The sequence below is a fragment of the Lentimicrobium sp. L6 genome (assembly GCF_013166655.1).
Lineage (GTDB): Bacteria > Bacteroidota > Bacteroidia > Bacteroidales > UBA12170 > UBA12170.
Genome location: NZ_JABKCA010000012.1, coordinates 12,897 through 29,357 on the forward strand (window position 1 = coordinate 12,897; position 16,461 = coordinate 29,357).

At 34.5% G+C, this 16,461-nt stretch carries 14 protein-coding genes and 1 pseudogene; 6 read left to right on the forward strand and 9 right to left on the reverse strand.

All coding sequences use genetic code 11. The features are described from left to right. Positions 1-86 precede the first annotated feature (86 nt). From HNS38_RS04470 to selD, 6 genes and pseudogenes are all read left to right on the forward strand, one after another. Positions 87-767: a T9SS type A sorting domain-containing protein gene (locus tag HNS38_RS04470; RefSeq protein ID WP_172279439.1), complete on the forward strand. Its 681-nt coding sequence runs from the start codon at positions 87-89 to the stop codon at positions 765-767. A 112-nt stretch (positions 768-879) separates the two neighbouring features. Beyond that, entirely contained in the window at positions 880-2,241 is a 1,362-nt protein-coding gene (locus tag HNS38_RS04475; protein WP_172346055.1) for a hypothetical protein, read from the forward strand. A 100-nt stretch (positions 2,242-2,341) separates the two neighbouring features. After that, complete coding sequence (locus tag HNS38_RS04480) at positions 2,342-4,000, forward strand: S8/S53 family peptidase (RefSeq protein WP_172279443.1); 1,659 nt, start codon at positions 2,342-2,344, stop codon at positions 3,998-4,000. A gap of 6 nt (positions 4,001-4,006) precedes the next feature. Beyond that, positions 4,007-5,650, forward strand: a complete 1,644-nt coding sequence (locus HNS38_RS04485) for a S8/S53 family peptidase (protein WP_172279445.1) — start codon at positions 4,007-4,009, stop codon at positions 5,648-5,650. 366 nt (positions 5,651-6,016) lie between these two features. After that, a pseudogene (locus HNS38_RS21040) lies at positions 6,017-7,099 on the forward strand (cysteine desulfurase family protein); the annotation flags it as partial. 84 nt (positions 7,100-7,183) lie between these two features. Further along, positions 7,184-8,218, forward strand: coding sequence for a selenide, water dikinase SelD (gene selD / locus HNS38_RS21045; RefSeq protein WP_371742928.1), 1,035 nt, complete (start codon positions 7,184-7,186; stop codon positions 8,216-8,218). A gap of 98 nt (positions 8,219-8,316) precedes the next feature. Here selD and HNS38_RS04495 read toward each other — a convergent pair whose 3' ends face one another. The 9 genes from HNS38_RS04495 to HNS38_RS04530 form a co-directional block, all read right to left on the reverse strand. Beyond that, on the reverse strand, positions 8,317-8,475 hold the full coding sequence (locus HNS38_RS04495) for a DoxX family protein (RefSeq protein ID WP_172279449.1): 159 nt from the start codon (positions 8,473-8,475) through the stop codon (positions 8,317-8,319). 11 nt (positions 8,476-8,486) lie between these two features. Further along, complete coding sequence (locus HNS38_RS21050) at positions 8,487-8,687, reverse strand: DoxX family membrane protein (protein ID WP_371742929.1); 201 nt, start codon at positions 8,685-8,687, stop codon at positions 8,487-8,489. A gap of 224 nt (positions 8,688-8,911) precedes the next feature. Then, on the reverse strand, positions 8,912-9,379 hold the full coding sequence (locus tag HNS38_RS04500; protein ID WP_172346057.1) for a hypothetical protein: 468 nt from the start codon (positions 9,377-9,379) through the stop codon (positions 8,912-8,914). A gap of 406 nt (positions 9,380-9,785) precedes the next feature. Beyond that, on the reverse strand, positions 9,786-10,694 hold the full coding sequence (locus HNS38_RS04505; RefSeq protein WP_172346059.1) for a DUF2279 domain-containing protein: 909 nt from the start codon (positions 10,692-10,694) through the stop codon (positions 9,786-9,788). Beyond that, entirely contained in the window at positions 10,687-12,030 is a 1,344-nt protein-coding gene (locus HNS38_RS04510) for a phosphomannomutase/phosphoglucomutase (protein ID WP_172346061.1), read from the reverse strand. Before HNS38_RS04510 ends, HNS38_RS04505 begins: the two co-directional genes overlap by 8 nt. A 77-nt stretch (positions 12,031-12,107) precedes the next feature. Beyond that, the gene (locus HNS38_RS04515; RefSeq protein ID WP_172346062.1) at positions 12,108-12,485 is read right to left on the reverse strand and encodes a four helix bundle protein; all 378 of its coding nucleotides are present in this window, start codon (positions 12,483-12,485) and stop codon (positions 12,108-12,110) included. Positions 12,486-12,605: 120 nt separating this feature from the next. Continuing rightward, positions 12,606-12,914, reverse strand: a complete 309-nt coding sequence (locus HNS38_RS04520) for a hypothetical protein (RefSeq protein ID WP_172279459.1) — start codon at positions 12,912-12,914, stop codon at positions 12,606-12,608. Between the two features lie 69 nt (positions 12,915-12,983). Next, the gene (locus tag HNS38_RS04525; RefSeq protein ID WP_172279461.1) at positions 12,984-15,665 is read right to left on the reverse strand and encodes a leucine-rich repeat domain-containing protein; all 2,682 of its coding nucleotides are present in this window, start codon (positions 15,663-15,665) and stop codon (positions 12,984-12,986) included. Then, entirely contained in the window at positions 15,658-16,419 is a 762-nt protein-coding gene (locus HNS38_RS04530) for a hypothetical protein (RefSeq protein WP_216663633.1), read from the reverse strand. Before HNS38_RS04530 ends, HNS38_RS04525 begins: the two co-directional genes overlap by 8 nt. Positions 16,420-16,461 lie beyond the last annotated feature (42 nt).

The window sequence follows — 16,461 nt, forward strand, 5'->3', positions numbered from 1 at the left end:
TTTGTCCATATAGTTTTGAAATAAAAGTATTTGATATTTATACAATTAGGTGCTACCTTTGGTATCCAACTATAAATGCATTGATTATGAAAAATTGTTATAATATTATCATCTCAATTATATTATTCTATTTTATTTCAATCTCCACATTTGCACAGATAAATGATACAGTTTCTCATATAGGAGATGATTGCTTAGGAAAAGATTATGTCAATAATTTTCAGTTTTATTTCGAAAATGATTCCTTATTTATTGGTGGTGAAGTATTAATGAATTGCTGGGATCATAATTATTTATTCAGAGAAGTTAGGCAGGACAGTGTTTTCTTAATCGCTGCTGATACTTGCATGGATAATTGTACATGTCATTTTAATTTTTCGACAGGTCTAGTAGCTCCAGATTATAATGAAATTTATGTCTCAATTGGTTATTTGTGCTTAATTGGAGATTATCAATATGAGCATTATTTAGATACCATCATAAATAATCCATTAGTAAATATTCAATCAATGGGAAGGAATAATGATTTTATTAAAATTTCTCCAAATCCAATTATAAATCAACTTAATATAAGCTTGGAAGATTCTGGTGATTATATTAAGAACATAAAGATCTTTCAGATAAATGGGAGAGAGGTTTATAATCGACATTGCTCGAATAAATCCCATTTGCGAATTATAGATTTTTCTCATTTCGATAAAGGAGTATATTTTATTAGTATTGAGTCTAATAAAGAAATCTTCATTAAAAAGATAGCTAGAATCTAATTAGAATCCTCAAATTATTATTGGTTTGGGGATTTTTTGTTTTAATAAGTTTTTTATATTTGCTCATATAACTATTTCGATACATATTATAACTGATTAAATATCATCTATTATGAAGAATACGCTTTTTTACCTATTTATCTTATTTGCTATTTCCATTTCTTGCAAAAAGAAGTCTGATGTTGATAGTACACAACCCATTATTGAAGAGACTAAATACTTTAACTTTACCGTTGGACCCAATTATAATATTGATAATGATTATCAAAGAATAAGAAATTGGGTATTGGTCTATTCTGAAGAAAATGAATTGCTCATTAATTTGAAATTGGAGAATGAAAATGAGTATAGTTACAATGATTTAGAATTACCTCAAAGTGGTTTGACTTTGCAAATCATAACTTATGAAGAACAAAGGGGAATAAATGATACAGTTTTCAATAGGCAAGATAAGGTTTCATTCATCACTTATAAAAACCTTATGCCTAGTCATTGGAAGTTTGCAAAAAATGAAAGTAAAGAATATGAGCCTATTGGTACTTTTAATGTTGAGCTTCAGGGTTTTGAACTTGGAGATTTCCATTTGTCAGAAATGAAATCATCTTATGAATATTCGAATTCAATTTATAATTCGAATGAATATCAATTGAAAAGATATATTGACAAGGAATATTTATGGTTATTTGCCATGAATGAAAATGAAGCGCCTAATTTTAAAAAAATATCAAATATAGTTTCAGATACTCAGTTTATCATAAACAATAATGATTTAATTGTAATGAATGATTATGTTGATGTTACATTGCCACAAAATGAAAGCATGTTTGTATACCTTGAGTCAGAGGATGACTATAGTAGTGAATTTTGGGATTATAATGCAGTATTTTACAATTATTTTGATGGTGGAGAAACATCCATTAGAGCTTACAATCCAGGTGAGGTATTCCCAGGTTATTATAGTTACTATCGTGCTAGGAAGGGAAATGTTAATAACTATCAACTCACTTCTCGAGGAAACATTCCAAATCAATTAAAAACACTAGACTTTGATTTAAACCTGGATAATTCAAATATTTATGATTTTAAAGCTACGGTAACTGGCAACGCGGATTTGGGAACTCTTCGTTGGAAGTATGATAGTGTTGACGAAGAAGTATTTTTTGAGTATAGGGTGAATTTTCCTTTGGGTTCTGAAATAAATTTTTCAGCACCTAGTATTCCAGAAAATGTGATTGATCAGTTACCTCTTGTATTCGATATCAATAGTTTTGAATATGACTATTTCTTGGCAAATGAATATGATGTTTTCAATGGTTATCAAGACTATATTCAGTCTTATTATATTGATAATTTTGATTTGTATTCTCAGAGAATAGAAAGGCAATGGCAATATATTTATCAAAATAGTAAATCTATGGAAGAGAATAATGATAAGGAAATCATTGAGAGTTTAAAAAGAAACCCTTATGAGTAGCATTTGAATTTTGTTATAATTTTCCCAATGAGTCAACCCTTTTTAAATAAAGGCTGTCTATACTTCGTTAATATGTTTATTTTTGGGAAAAATTAGATAGATGAAGAAATTATTAAGCCTTGCATTACTTTTATTTGTTTTCTTAGTTGCAGAAGCTCAGGAATATAAATATGCGGTTCATTTTACACATAAGAATTTTACACCATATAGTGTGGACCAACCAGAGGAGTTTCTCTCACAAAGAGCTATTGATCGTCGTGCCAAATATAATATTCCAATTATTGAGGAGGATTTACCTATAGATCCAGAGTTAATTGAAAATATCCTGGGTTTAAATGATAATTTTGAATTAATTATTCATGTAAAATGGTTAAATGCCATTATTATTTCAACACCAGATTCTACAGATGTGGAAATTTTGGATTTGTTAGATGATGTGGAAAAAGTAGTACAAGTTTATAATTCTAATTTTAAATCTTCGAAAAGTGATAAACTATCCTTTGATCTAAAAGAAGAACAAATATATGCTCCTCACAAATCTACTCAAGCCTACGATTCCGCTTTCTATGGAGGAGGCTGGGTACAAATCAACCAACTTAAAGGTGAAAAACTTCATGAGCTCGGATATAAAGGTCAGGGTATGGTAATAGCAGTTTTAGATGCAGGATTTGTGGGAGTTGACGAGCGACAAATATTTCAGTCACTTTGGGATAATGACCAAATTCTGGGAACGAAAAATATGGTAGCTCCAGGAGAAACTGTGTTTGCCACTCATACTCATGGAACAGCTGTGCTTAGTACCATGGGAGGTTATTGGGAAGGGAATTTAGTAGGAACTGCACCCGATGCCGATTATTGGTTAATTAGGACCGAAGATGGCGCTTCTGAAGCATTAATAGAAGAATATAATTGGGTGGCAGGTGCTGCTTTTGCTGATAGTGTTGGTGCCGATGTTTTAAATACATCCTTAGGGTATACCACTTTTGATGATCTACGAACTGACCACACATGGGAAGAATTAAATGGTGATTTAACCATTATTACTAGAGGTTCGAATATGGCATTCCGTAAGGGAATGTTGGTGGTGAATAGTGCAGGGAACTCAGGAAATAGCTCTTGGAGATATGTTGGTGCACCAGCAGATGGATACCAAGTTTTTAGTATTGGAGCAGTTGATGGTAGTGGGAATATTGCAAGTTTTAGTAGCCATGGCTTTCCTTGGAGTGATGATATAAAGCCGAATGTGGTGGCAAGAGGAGCTGGGGCATATGTGGCATCTGCGTTTAGCGATGTGGTTGCACCTTCTAATGGAACATCATTTTCAGGTCCAATTATTGCAGGAATGACCGCTAGCCTTTGGTCTGCCGATCCTACAGTAAGTCCAAAGATGGTAAAACAAGCCATACAATATAGTGCCAATAGATTTAATGAACCGGATACCCTTTATGGTTATGGTTTGCCTGATTATGAAAATGCTTTGGGGATTTTAGGAATGGAAAATCTTCAATCAGAAAACCAAAATATTACTGTGGCTCCTAATCCTGTTTCTGAATCATTTTCTTTGGATCTTCAAACCAAAGAATATTTTAGTTTCACCATGAGGATATTCAATATTCAAGGAGCATTAATAGAAGAAAGAAAAATGAACTGGAATGGAAGTCCGTTAAACATAGACATCAAATCATACACAAGAGGAATCTATTTTGTAGAGGTACATGCTGCAAATAGAAACTCACAAATAAAAATCACCAAATTGTAATCAATCATGAGGAATATTTTTACTGTTTTACTCTTGAGCTTTAGTTTTGCATTAATGGCTCAGGTAGCACCAAATTATTATGCAATTAAATTTACTGATAAAGATAATAATACCTATACACTTGATAATCCTGAAGCGTTTTTATCTGCAAGAAGTATGGAAAGAAGAGTAAATCAGGGGATTAGTTATGATCTAACAGATTTACCTATCACTTCTTCGTATGTCAATCAGGTTGCAGAAATAGGAGTTGAAGTGAAACGTCAAGTAAAATGGATCAATACCATATTAGTTAAGACTACAAATCCGACATTAATTGAAGAAATTCTTGCTTTGTCTTTTGTGGAGAGTGCTACAAAAATTGCCGACGTGAATGCTAACCCTCCTATTAAACCTAAAAACTTCTTTGAAGTAGAGGAGGAGCTAGAACAAAATAATATTCAAGCATCAAGACTAAAATCCACTTCTACATTAAACTATGGTCAGGCCACTGAACAAATTGAGTTGATTAATGGTATACCATTGCATGATATGGGATATCAAGGACAAGGAATGGTGATTGCCGTTTTAGATGGTGGTTTTATTGGCGTTCCTGATAGAATTGTTTTTGATTCTCTATATGCCAATGGACAGATTTTAGGAGCACGAGATTTTTGCTCTGAAGAAAATGACCCATTTGCAGGAAGTACTCATGGTACTAAGGTTTTATCTACCATGGGAGCCAATTGGCCTGGTCAAATGATAGGTACCGCTCCAAAGGCAGATTATTGGTTATTAAGAACGGAATATACCGATTACGAAAATATTATAGAAGAATACAACTGGTTGGTTGGAGCTGCATTCGCTGATAGTGTTGGAGCAGATATTATCAATTCTTCTTTGGGTTATACTACATTCGATGATTCAAATTTCGATCATACTTGGAATGAAATAAATGGAAATACAGCCATTGTTACAATCGGAGCTGATTTAGCTGCTAAAAAAGGTATTCTACCTGTAAATAGTGCAGGAAATGATGGAAGTAGTTCATGGCAATATGTTGGATTTCCAGCTGATGGTGATAGTGTTTTTGCAATTGGAGCAACTGATTATTCTGGGAATATTGCTTCTTTCAGCTCTAGAGGCTATCCTATGGATTCTCGAATTAAACCAAATATCTGTGCAGTAGGTTCTGGAACAACAGTGGCAGATGCTTACAGTGATTTTATTAGCTCGGCTAATGGTACTTCTTTTTCTTCTCCTACTATTGCAGGTATGACTGCATGTTTATGGCAAGCAAATCCTGAATTTAATAATAAACAAATAATGGATTTATTAGAAATGTCAGCTTCTCAGGCTTCTAATCCAGATAAAACTTATGGTTATGGAATTCCTGATTATGAAGCAGCCAATGCTTTTGTGGGAATTGAAACTTCCCCTCAAAAAGAAACTGCTTCTTTTGAAGTTTATCCAAATCCAAGTAGAGATTATATCCATTTATCATTGCAAAGTGATATTTCCGAATTAAGGATATACTCCAGTAATGGACAACTTATCTATCAAACCTACGGAAACCAAACAGATATTAATGTTTCTAAATTGAATACTGGGATTTACATGATTCAGGTTGTGATTGGAAATGGGGTTTCTCAATCGAAATTCTATAAAGAGTAAGAAAGGTTTTGAATGGATGACAGATGACAGATGACAGATGACAGATGACAGATGACAGAAGTTGGAAGACTGATCCATCAACTTGTCGAAGGATAAAAATAATAGATGATTCTTAAGTGAAAGAAACTCAACGAAGCTAAAAACTGCCTAGTAATAATTTGCTAGGCAGTTTTTTTTAACCAGTTAGCTTTCTATTTGTGATTCTTATTCACTTTACCAGGGCCTCACTTAGTTGGGTTTAATGGATGATAGCCTCCTTGGATTAGTTTTTCTTGGCCAACAGCCAACAGCTAATAGCCAGTAACCAACAGCCGACAATCAATAATCAGAATGCTTTACCTATATTTGCTCTTTAAATAAAAAAACATGATATACCTAGATTATAATGCCACAACACCTATCGACCCTATCGTAGCGGAGGCTATGAGACCTTATTTAGAGGTGTATTTTGGCAACCCGTCCAGCTCACATCAACTGGGTGCCGAAACTAAAAAGGCCATAGAGAAGGCTCGTAAACAAGTGGCTGATTTGATAGGAGCAGAATCCTCCGAAATTATTTTCACAAGTGGAGGAACGGAATCGAATAATTATGCTTTAAAAGGAGCGGCCTTTGCCAATAAGCATAAAGGGAATCATATTATCACTTCAAGTATTGAGCATCCCGCTATTTTCGAAGTATGTAAGTATTTAGAAAGAAATGGTTTTGAAGTGACATACTTACCTGTTGACGAATTTGGAATTATCCATCTTAAAGATTTAGAGGAGGCCATTAAAAAAGAAACCATCCTAATTTCTGTGATGCATGCCAATAATGAAGTAGGTAGTATCCAGCCCATTTCTAAAATTGGTAAAATAGCCCAAGAAAGAGGTATATTGCTTCATAGTGATGCAGCGCAGTCCATTGGAAAGGTTGCTGTGGATGTGAAGGAAATGGGATTGGATTTGATGAGTATTGCTGGCCATAAGCTTTATGCGCCCAAAGGAATTGGTGCGATTTATATAAAAGAGGGAGTTGTATTAGAAAAGCTGATGCATGGTGCAGATCATGAGCAAAATATGAGAGCTGGAACAGAGAATGTTTTGGAGATAGTTGGCTTGGGAAAAGCGGCTGAAATGGTGACAGAGAAACTCAAGGATTATCAGCTTCATTATGCAAATATGCGTGATATGCTATGGGATTCATTAAAGAAAGAATTACCTCATATCAAGAGAAATGGTCATGCTGAAAAATGTTTGGCAAATACCTTAAGTGTTTCCTTTCCTAAAATTGAAGCCAATACTTTAATTGCAAGATTAGAAAATGTTGCTGCATCCGCTGGTGCGGCTTGTCATTCCGAAAGCATTGATGTATCTGTAGTTTTGGAAGCCATGAATATACCTTTAGAATTTGCTATGGGAACAATTCGGTTTTCAACTGGTCGTACAACATCCAAAGAAAACATAGATGCCGCAGTTAAAGAAGTGGTATCAAATGTGAAAATATTAATGCCAAAAGCGGATGGTTCTACAATTCATTTGCCTGAAAATCGAGATATTTCTAAAATTAAACTTACTCAGTATACCCATGGCTTAGGCTGTGCTTGCAAAATAGAACCTCAGAAATTACAGCAGGTTTTGAAATCTTTGCCTCAAGTTCATGATGTAAATGTATTGGTGGGGACAGATACTTCAGACGATGCAGCTGTGTATCGATTGACTGATGAATTGGCTTTGGTTCAAACTCTGGATTTCTTTACACCAATAGTGGATGACCCGTTTCAGTTTGGAGCTATTGCTGCGGCCAATGCATTGAGCGATGTTTATGCCATGGGTGCTAGGCCTATCTTTGCTTTAAACATAGTTGGATTCCCTGAGGAGGCACTTCCTATGGAAGTATTGGAATTGATTCTTAAAGGTGCCCAAAGCAAGGCTGAGGAAGCTGGTATCCCTATTTTGGGAGGACATACCATTGAAGATCCCGAACCTAAATACGGAATGGTGGTTAGTGGTTTGGTTCATCCTGACCAAATGATTAAAAATAAAGGCGCAAAAATAGGGGAGGTCTTGGTTTTAACTAAGCCCATAGGAACAGGAATTATCTCTACCGGAATAAAACGTGGTTTAGTAAATGAGAAAATAGCAAAACAAGCCATTGAGTTGATGAGTTCCTTAAATAAAATACCAGCTGAAATCATGTCTAAATATGACGTTTCTTCATGTACAGATGTAACAGGGTTTGGATTAATGGGGCATTTGAAAGAAATGGTAGAATCTTCTGATGTAACTGCTGAAATTAGTTTTGATGCCATTCCTTTTATTGATACAGTAAAGGATTTAGCTGCTGCCAATATTATTCCTGGCGGAACTTATAATAACCGTGATTATGTAGAGCATGTAGTTGACTTTGGAAAACTTTCTCGTACTTCTCAATTATTGATTTGTGATGCCCAAACTTCGGGTGGTTTGTTGGTTTGTCTACCTCCAGCTCATGCAGAATTATATGTAAATGAATTAAAGAATTTGGGTATGAAAGATGTGACTATTATTGGTGAGATTATTCAGGAAGGTAGTGGAATAGTCATCAAATAAATCAAGCCTTACCTATAAAAACCTCAATAAAGTACGACACTCTTTATTTAGAGAGAAGAACTTTATCAAGGTTTCTATTGTTATTCAAGAACCATCCTCTATGCTTGCATCTTTTTAATAATATCATCAAGACTATATTTTCCTGGGCCATAAACAAAAATCACTATTAACATTACTAAATAGTAGAAGGGTATTTCAAAACCACTGTTTCCAGCTTCCCAACCATTACCAAGGTGGACCGTAAGAATGGCAACCATCCTAACAAAAATTAAAGGAATAGAAATAAGTCGAGATCTAAAACCAAGGGCAAGTAATACGATACCAGTAGTTTAGTTCCGGAAGCCATGTGGGCATAGAGCTTCGGGAGTGGATAAGTCATACTGGCAAACCAGCTTGTTACGCTGTCTATATCGTTCCATTTATTCAGGGCTAGTTTGTAAAATCCATAAGCCAAAGTAATCCTGATGATTTATTATAGATTATCTTTTAAAAATTCTAGTGCATTTGATAAAGAGCTGCAAACTCCAATTAATCTACATTTTATTTAGTATTTAATAAATGCTAACGCATGAAGTCATTTTCATTTTTTTAATTCAATTATATCTTTTAATGCCAGAGCATAAAAATGGCCGTTCCCATTTGAAATCTGAATTATCAGAACGAATAAGAGCGGCCTTAATTTATTGTTTTGTCTTATTTGCCGTCGCCACATTTGCCGCTACCGCATTTTTCTTTTTTGGTTTTTGATTTGTCTTCTAGGCTTGCTTTAGTATCTTTCTTTGCTTTACCATCTCCACATTTTCCATCACCACACTTGCTTATATCTGATTCTAATGTGGCACTTTTTGTAGTTGTTTTATCTTTAGATGCAGTTTTATCAACTGTAGTTTTACCGTCTCCACATTTGCCATCACCACATTTGGCTTTCTTTTCCCCTTTTTTGGCTTTTGCATCTTTAGTTGCTTTTGTGTCTTTTGTTGATTTGCCGTCTCCACATTTACCATCACCGCATTTTCCATCAAATTCTGCATCAGGGTTTGCAAATGCCAATTGCTCTTGAGGATTAGTTAAGTCTGTTTTTGCTGTTCCATTCAACATAAATGCAGCGCTTGCTACAAGCATAAAAGCTATCGATAGGATTCCAATGTTTCTTTTGTTCATCATTTTTGTTTTTGTGCCTTAAGGGCGTTCATGTTATTTATTTGAACTAATAGTCGACGAGTTATTTTAATCCTTACAAAAAGATTCAAAAAAACTTCATCAGTTAGGATATAAAAACGCATTAAATTTTAAAAAAAACCACCCAAAAAGCAATGAAGTTCCCTAAGCTCCAGGGCAAACGCATACTTTGTTAAAAAGCTATATTTAGAAAAAAATAGTTTAATCTATAGGTATAATGCTAGCGCGGAAATGTTTTCCGTGCGAAAATATTAATATTAAGGAATGTATTTAAATCACACCAAATCCGCGTTAGCTTTGTTAAAAACAATTAGAAAAATAAAAGTACGCGTTTGCCCTGTCCTAAGCTCGACATACGTAAAGTTCAAGAGCTTAAACATCAGTAAACCTAAAAATAAATAGCATGAAACTCTACACCATCCTCAGAATTATACTCCAAAGTTGGAAAAGGAATTTTCACCATATTGGCTACTTCTAATACCAACCTTAAGAACTCTGAACGTGTTTTTATCTTGGTTAAATCAAGGTCTAAGGAGAGATAGAACTGTCGGGTTCTATTAAAGCAAGGAATAGTCTCTCCATCTATTTCCTCCGGATTATAATAGGTCCCAGTCATTCCTTTAGCGCCATATCCCACTGCGAAATTTAACCATTTTGGAAAGATTTTTCTGGAGGAGGAGAATGATTGTGGATTTATGGATAACCAATAAGTCTGAGCATTATAATCTTTGAGAAATCTTTCAGTGTGTTTACTTCCCAATAAGTCTGGGTTGTATTGAGCATATTTTGAGGGGGAGTAGGAGAATTTGACTTGAATTCTTTGTTCTTTCCAACCCAATTGCTGTCCGATGAATAATCCAGTTCCCGCGGCGTTTGCTATTACATCGCCCCAGCTAAAGCCCCAGTTGGTTGATAGTCCATCAAAAACTTCTACAGTGGTCAGAAATACAAAACCATAGGTTCCACCAATCCACACGGACTTCTTTTCGTCTAGACCAGCCCAACGAAAACCGGTAAATGCTACTCGTCCCATTTGATAAGCAGAAAAGCTGTGGCCTACTTTATCTACCTGAAGCCAAGCTTTATTATCGTTGATGAGATGAAATTTAGATTGATCATAATCTTTATACCACAAATAATATAGCCCAGTTATGCCTCCGATATAAGCAGTCCCAGCCAAAGCACTAACACCTATTAATCTACCTTTTCTAATCTGAGTAGTATCTTGTTGGTCTTGTCCAAAAGAAACGCCCAAAATAGAAAAGGCAAATAATAATATAAGGAGGTTTTTAAGCAAAGCTTTGAATGATTTCTTTACATTTATTCACTACTTCATCTAGTTGTTCTTTGGTTTTGGCTTCTGCTAAAAACCTGAGGTAAGGCTCCGTATTCGAAGGTCTGATATTGAGCCACCAATCAGGATATTCTAATCTATATCCATCAAAATCGAAGAAAGCATCAGGTTCTGCTTGTTCAAAATAGTAATTCTTAACCGCTTCCATGGCTTCAGCTTTTCTTTCGATCTTGAAGTTGATTTCACCTGAGTTTTGGTAAGTCTCAATTCTAGAGATAAGCTGAGAAAGGCTTAGTCCTTTTTTCTTCATTTCCGATACAATGTTGAGTACTAGAATAGCAGCTAAAAGGCCAGAATCAGAATAATAGAAATCTTTGAAATAATAATGCCCAGCCAATTCACCACCGAATAAGCCATCAATTTCTTTCAGTTTGAGTGCCGCAAAAGCTCGTCCAACTCGCCACATGTGCATCTCCACTTTATACTGGCTCAAATACTCACCCACTGCTTTACTTGTTCTAATATCTTGTAAAACGCGAGTACCAGGTTTAGCATCCTCCAAAAAGTGATGTCCTAGAAGTGCAATAATTAAATCGGGAGAGATGAATCTAGAATTTTCATCCACAAACATCACTCTATCAGCATCACCATCAAAAATAACTCCAACATCGGCTTTGGTTTCTTTTACCAATTTCTGAAGGTCGACTATATTTTCGGGTTCTAGGGGATTGGCTTCGTGGTGGGGGAAGGTGCAGTCAATATCATCAAAGATATAATGAGGTTGATTTCCGAGAATGTCTTTGATAAACATACCTGCCATACCATTGCTTACATCTAATGCTATATTTAGATTCGAAATATCTTTTAAATAACTGAGTTGAAACTTCAGGTATTCCTCTTTAAAATCGAATGCTTTAATAATTCCTTCAGGACCAATAGGATTGACTTCTAATGTATTCATCATTTTCTCTAAATCGGAAAGACCTGTACCATAGCCAATAGGCTTTACGTGTTTGCCAGAGATTTTAAGCCCATTATAACGAGCTGGATTATGAGAGGCTGTAATCATAACGGAGGCTTCGAACTCAAACTTTCCACTTCCCCAATAAATCATAGGAGTAGTTGTGAGGCCTGCATCCCATACATCGGCTCCTGCATCGTTGATTCCTTTGCACAAGTATTCGTATATTTCAGGAGAAGATACTCGGGCATCTCGTCCAACTAATATTTTCTTGGTATTTAATAATTGTGGAAGGAAAAATCCCACTTTATAAACGTCTTCTTTATTAAAGTCGGAATTATATACTCCGCGGATGTCATATGCTTTAAATGCTTTCATTTATTAAATATTTGAATGATGAAACCTGATTAATGAATTAAAAGATTTCAGAATTATGAATGATGATTTTAGCCAAGCTATAACCGTTTTTTTGCTGTTTTGATACTAGCTACAAAAATAGAAATTAGTTCGTTTACTTCTGTTTTTAGCCTATTTATTTCGTTTTTATCATTAGATAGTTTTTGGGAGCGGTCAAATATTTTCAATCCTGCAAAAGTCTCTCTTAATTCTTTGAGGCAGATTCCCATTTTGTGAATGAAGTCCTTTGTTGATTCGGCTGCCTGCGCTTCTCCATAATTTAGAGCTGGTGATATGCTAGAGCGTGATATTTGATTCGATATGTTTTTACCTAAATAGGTATTAGGAAAACTTTCAATTATTTCATTTGTACTAATTGCAAAATCAATTAACCTATCCTCCAGTAATTCTCGTTTACTTGTATTTGATGCATTCATATTGTAGATTTTTAAAAGTTTGATATCATATTTCTTCTTCTATCCTCCACTCATAAATCATAATTACCACTCATAAATCATAATTACCACTCATAAATCATAATTACCACTCATAAATCTTTAAAGCTTACTACCAATCTGCATCAATATCTCACGAATAATAGTCTGCTCATAAATGCCACAACGGTCAATTTGGCTACTCATCAGGGTACGAAAAGCTGCTGCTTCTGCAATATTAAGGCTCATCTTGTTTTTCTTCTTCAGGTCTTGATAGCGATTGATCATCTTCTTTAGTACTTTCCCGAGGATATAACGAGCCATTAGGATTTTGTCATAATCCTCTTCTTCGGTGGCTTCGTAGGAAAGCATACAATGGGTGAGGGCAGTAAATTGTTCATTGGACAATTCTATTTTAATCTTTTCATTCATGATTCAAAAATAGGAAATAATACGATCTGTTGTATAACTGGCAGTAAAATAGAATTTTTTAATAATAAACTAAAAATAATCCACTACACAAGAAGGGTTGGCATATTTGAATTGGTCTACTTTTTTTGAGGAGACTTTAGTATTATAAATTTTCAGTTTTCTAAGACTCACCAACTCACTTAAAGGCTTTAAATTAGCAATACGAGTATTATAGGCTATTAGTGTTTCGAGCATATAAAGTGTGCTTAAAGATTTCAAGCTCTTCACTTGAGTTCCGCTGATATCCAGTAATTGCAGCTTGGTCAGTTGTTCAACCCAATCCAAGTAGTTAATTTGTGTATTTGAGATATTTACAGATTCTAAAAGTGGAAGTTCGGCCAATACATCTAAGTTTAAAATAGGAGTCTGGGATAAATCGAGGGTTTGGATTCGACTTAGTTTGGATAAACTATTTACATCACTCACTTGAGTTCCAGAAATTCTAAGGTTTTTCAAGAAAACGAAATTTTCCAATTCTTTTATACTTGTGATGTTTCTATTATTTTCTATATTGAGCTCAGTTTGTTTAATCAATTGATGTAATTCCTTAGTATTTGGAGTGTTATCCCATTTTTGGGTTTTCATAAAAACCTCTTTCCAAATAGGGGAGAGTCCATCCCACCAGCTATTTAAGTTTTTACTTTGATAAACACATAAACAACGGGGATTACTTGTGATGAAGCTCTCAAAATCGGGCTTTGCGATACTGGTTTCATCCGCTTGCAGTTCTCTTAAGCCAGACAGTCCCATAATAGGGTTGATATTAGCAATGGGAGTATTATTCATGTAGAGTTTATTCAAGCTACTGGTCTCCTTTAATGCTACAATATTTGTAATCTTGGTATTCGAAATATTCAGATATTGCAAGGAATGGTTGTTTTCTAAAGGGGCTAAAGAGTTTACTTTACTGTAGCTGATGTCTAACCAATTCAAATCACGAAGTTCATATAAAGGTTCTAGAGATTCTATTGAAGTTTTAGAAAGGTTTAGTTTCTTTAAGTTCTGAATTTGCGATAAAGGCTCAATAGAGACCACATTTTCTTGCCCACTTAAATCTATTTCTAAAATTCCTGCAACTTGATGAAGTTCTTCTTTGCTTGGGTTTTTAATATTTATATCTACGTAGTAATCGAATATCTCTACCCAAAATTCAGGCAAGTTTTTAAACCATTTTTGAAGTTTTCTACTTTCATAAACCACTAAAACCTGAGGGTTCTCACTCATAAATAATAGTGCTTTTTGTTTACCGAGCAATGTATTGTCACAGTATATCTTAGTTAGCTTTTCTTTTCCATCAAGGGCTTTTATACTTGTAATTTCAGTATTGTCTACATATAAAATATTAAGCTGATCCATATTCTTTAGAGGATCAATGCTTTGAATAAGTGTATTATTACATGATAAAATACGAAGTTCTAGTAATTCTTCAAGGCTAGATAAATTTGAAATAGGACTGCTATCGATGTTTAGATATATCAAGGATTTCAATTTGGAAATGGCGTCTAATTCACCTACCATGGTTTTTTCCATTTGCAAATCTTTAAGGTTTCTATATTCACTAATGGGCTCTAAATCATCAATTCCAGTGCTGGAAATATCAAGGATATTCACATTGCCTAAATTAACCAGAGGTTTCAATGAATAAACTTTAGTGTTGGATATATTCAAATTGTGAATAGCCATACTATAAACCAGAGCATCTAAGTTATTTACCTGTGTATTTGAAATATTTAAATCCTCCAAATCAATCAAATTACGAATAGGGTAGAGATCGTTTACCAGAGTTCCACTTATGTTTAAACTTCTGATGTCTGATAGTTTGCTCACAGGCTCCAAATGAGTGATGTCTAACCTGCCTGAAACATCTAGTTCTTTAATGGCTAAAATCTTGTTTAAAGAATGGGAGAGTCTTTTCTTGTAGATGGCTTTTGCACTATCTGTGGCGAAATAGAAGGTGTCTATAGTTGCCATGGGGAACTCCATTCTTAAGCTATCACTTGGTTCAAGTTCTATTTCGTCCCAAGTTAGGGTATCTTTTGGAGGATCGAGAATTACAAAATCTTTTTGTATATTTAAAACTCTTGAAAACTCAATATCCTTAATAAACTTTTGTTGGTTGCCTAATATTTCTTTCCAGCTAATAGGCAGGTCGTTCCACCATTTAATATTTTCCTCTAGCTCATTAATTTTTGTAGTATAAATACTCACAATTTTAAGTTCACGTAAATCTGGATTTACAGCAACTTCAACAAATCGGGCTTGTTCATTATAGATGCTATCATGATTTAAATTTGTTCCGCTTATGGTTCTAAGTGCATGTATCTTGAAATATGCTTTGTCGTTTTCATCTTGCAATAGATTTACAGAAAGTACTTTATAGGAGAAGATGGCTTGCTCAAAAAAGAAATCTACATCTTTTAAATAAGCTTGTACTTCTTTGTTGGTTACAGCTTCTCTATCAGGAACCAAATCATCTTCAATCTGTACTTTCCCATCTCTAAAAAGCTTGGCAAAAGATTCGCTGATGATAATGTCTTTTTCTTTGGGGCTAAGCTCGTTATCACCAATTGCATTAAGCGTAAATTGAAGATAGTTTACTAAATCTTTACACTCCTCACTAAATTGTTTAACCTCCTCAGGATTTAATTTTTGGGCTGATAAAGTGCTTATGAAAAGGAAGCTCAATAACAGTATGTATATTTTTCTAATCATGGTAAATGTATTTCATGAGTACTGCTTTTTCATCTTCGGTGATAGGTGTGAGCCGAGAAATTAACCATCCTGTATTATAACCGGATCGATTGAATTTTTCCAGTTCAAAATACCAACCTGGAATTTGGAAGAAATGAAATTTTAAGTTCATGACTGTTTGATATTCGAACAGTCCTTGTTTAAATTCATAGATAAATACACTAAGATAATCGGCAGAAAATCCATGGCTGGTGTATTCTTCAATAGAAGACTTGTCATCGAATACTTTGATGAAGTTCATGAAATCGAGTTCATGACTCATAGGGTGAAGAAATTTATTTTGGTTTAAACCATCTTCTTCTAAAATTTGTGCGTATTCTTCAAAAAATACATTAGTTAAAACCCATTTATAACCCAAATTCTCTTGCTCTAGTTCTAAATAAAAAGTCACATAACTAGGTTTTCCTCTATAAAGAAATTTTGTTTTTACTTCAGCAAACCAACCATCGGCATGGAAATCTAAAAACTGAGGAGCACTATCGTTATTCACAATAGAGATAAATTGTTTTCTGAGTTGCTCATCGAGACTTGGGTTTTCCAGATCGAATAAAATGTTTAAATAAGTGTCACGAGTATCTGGATTACGATATTCTTTACTTCTCACACTATATCGGATACCATCGGGGCCTTCTTCATTATTAAAACGACGAAAAAACTGATTCACCTGTTTGGTCTCAGCATACAGTTTCGATTCATCATTCATGAATTTGCCCACGACTTGAGTCTTGATAGGAGAACTCAGGCAAAGCATTATAAA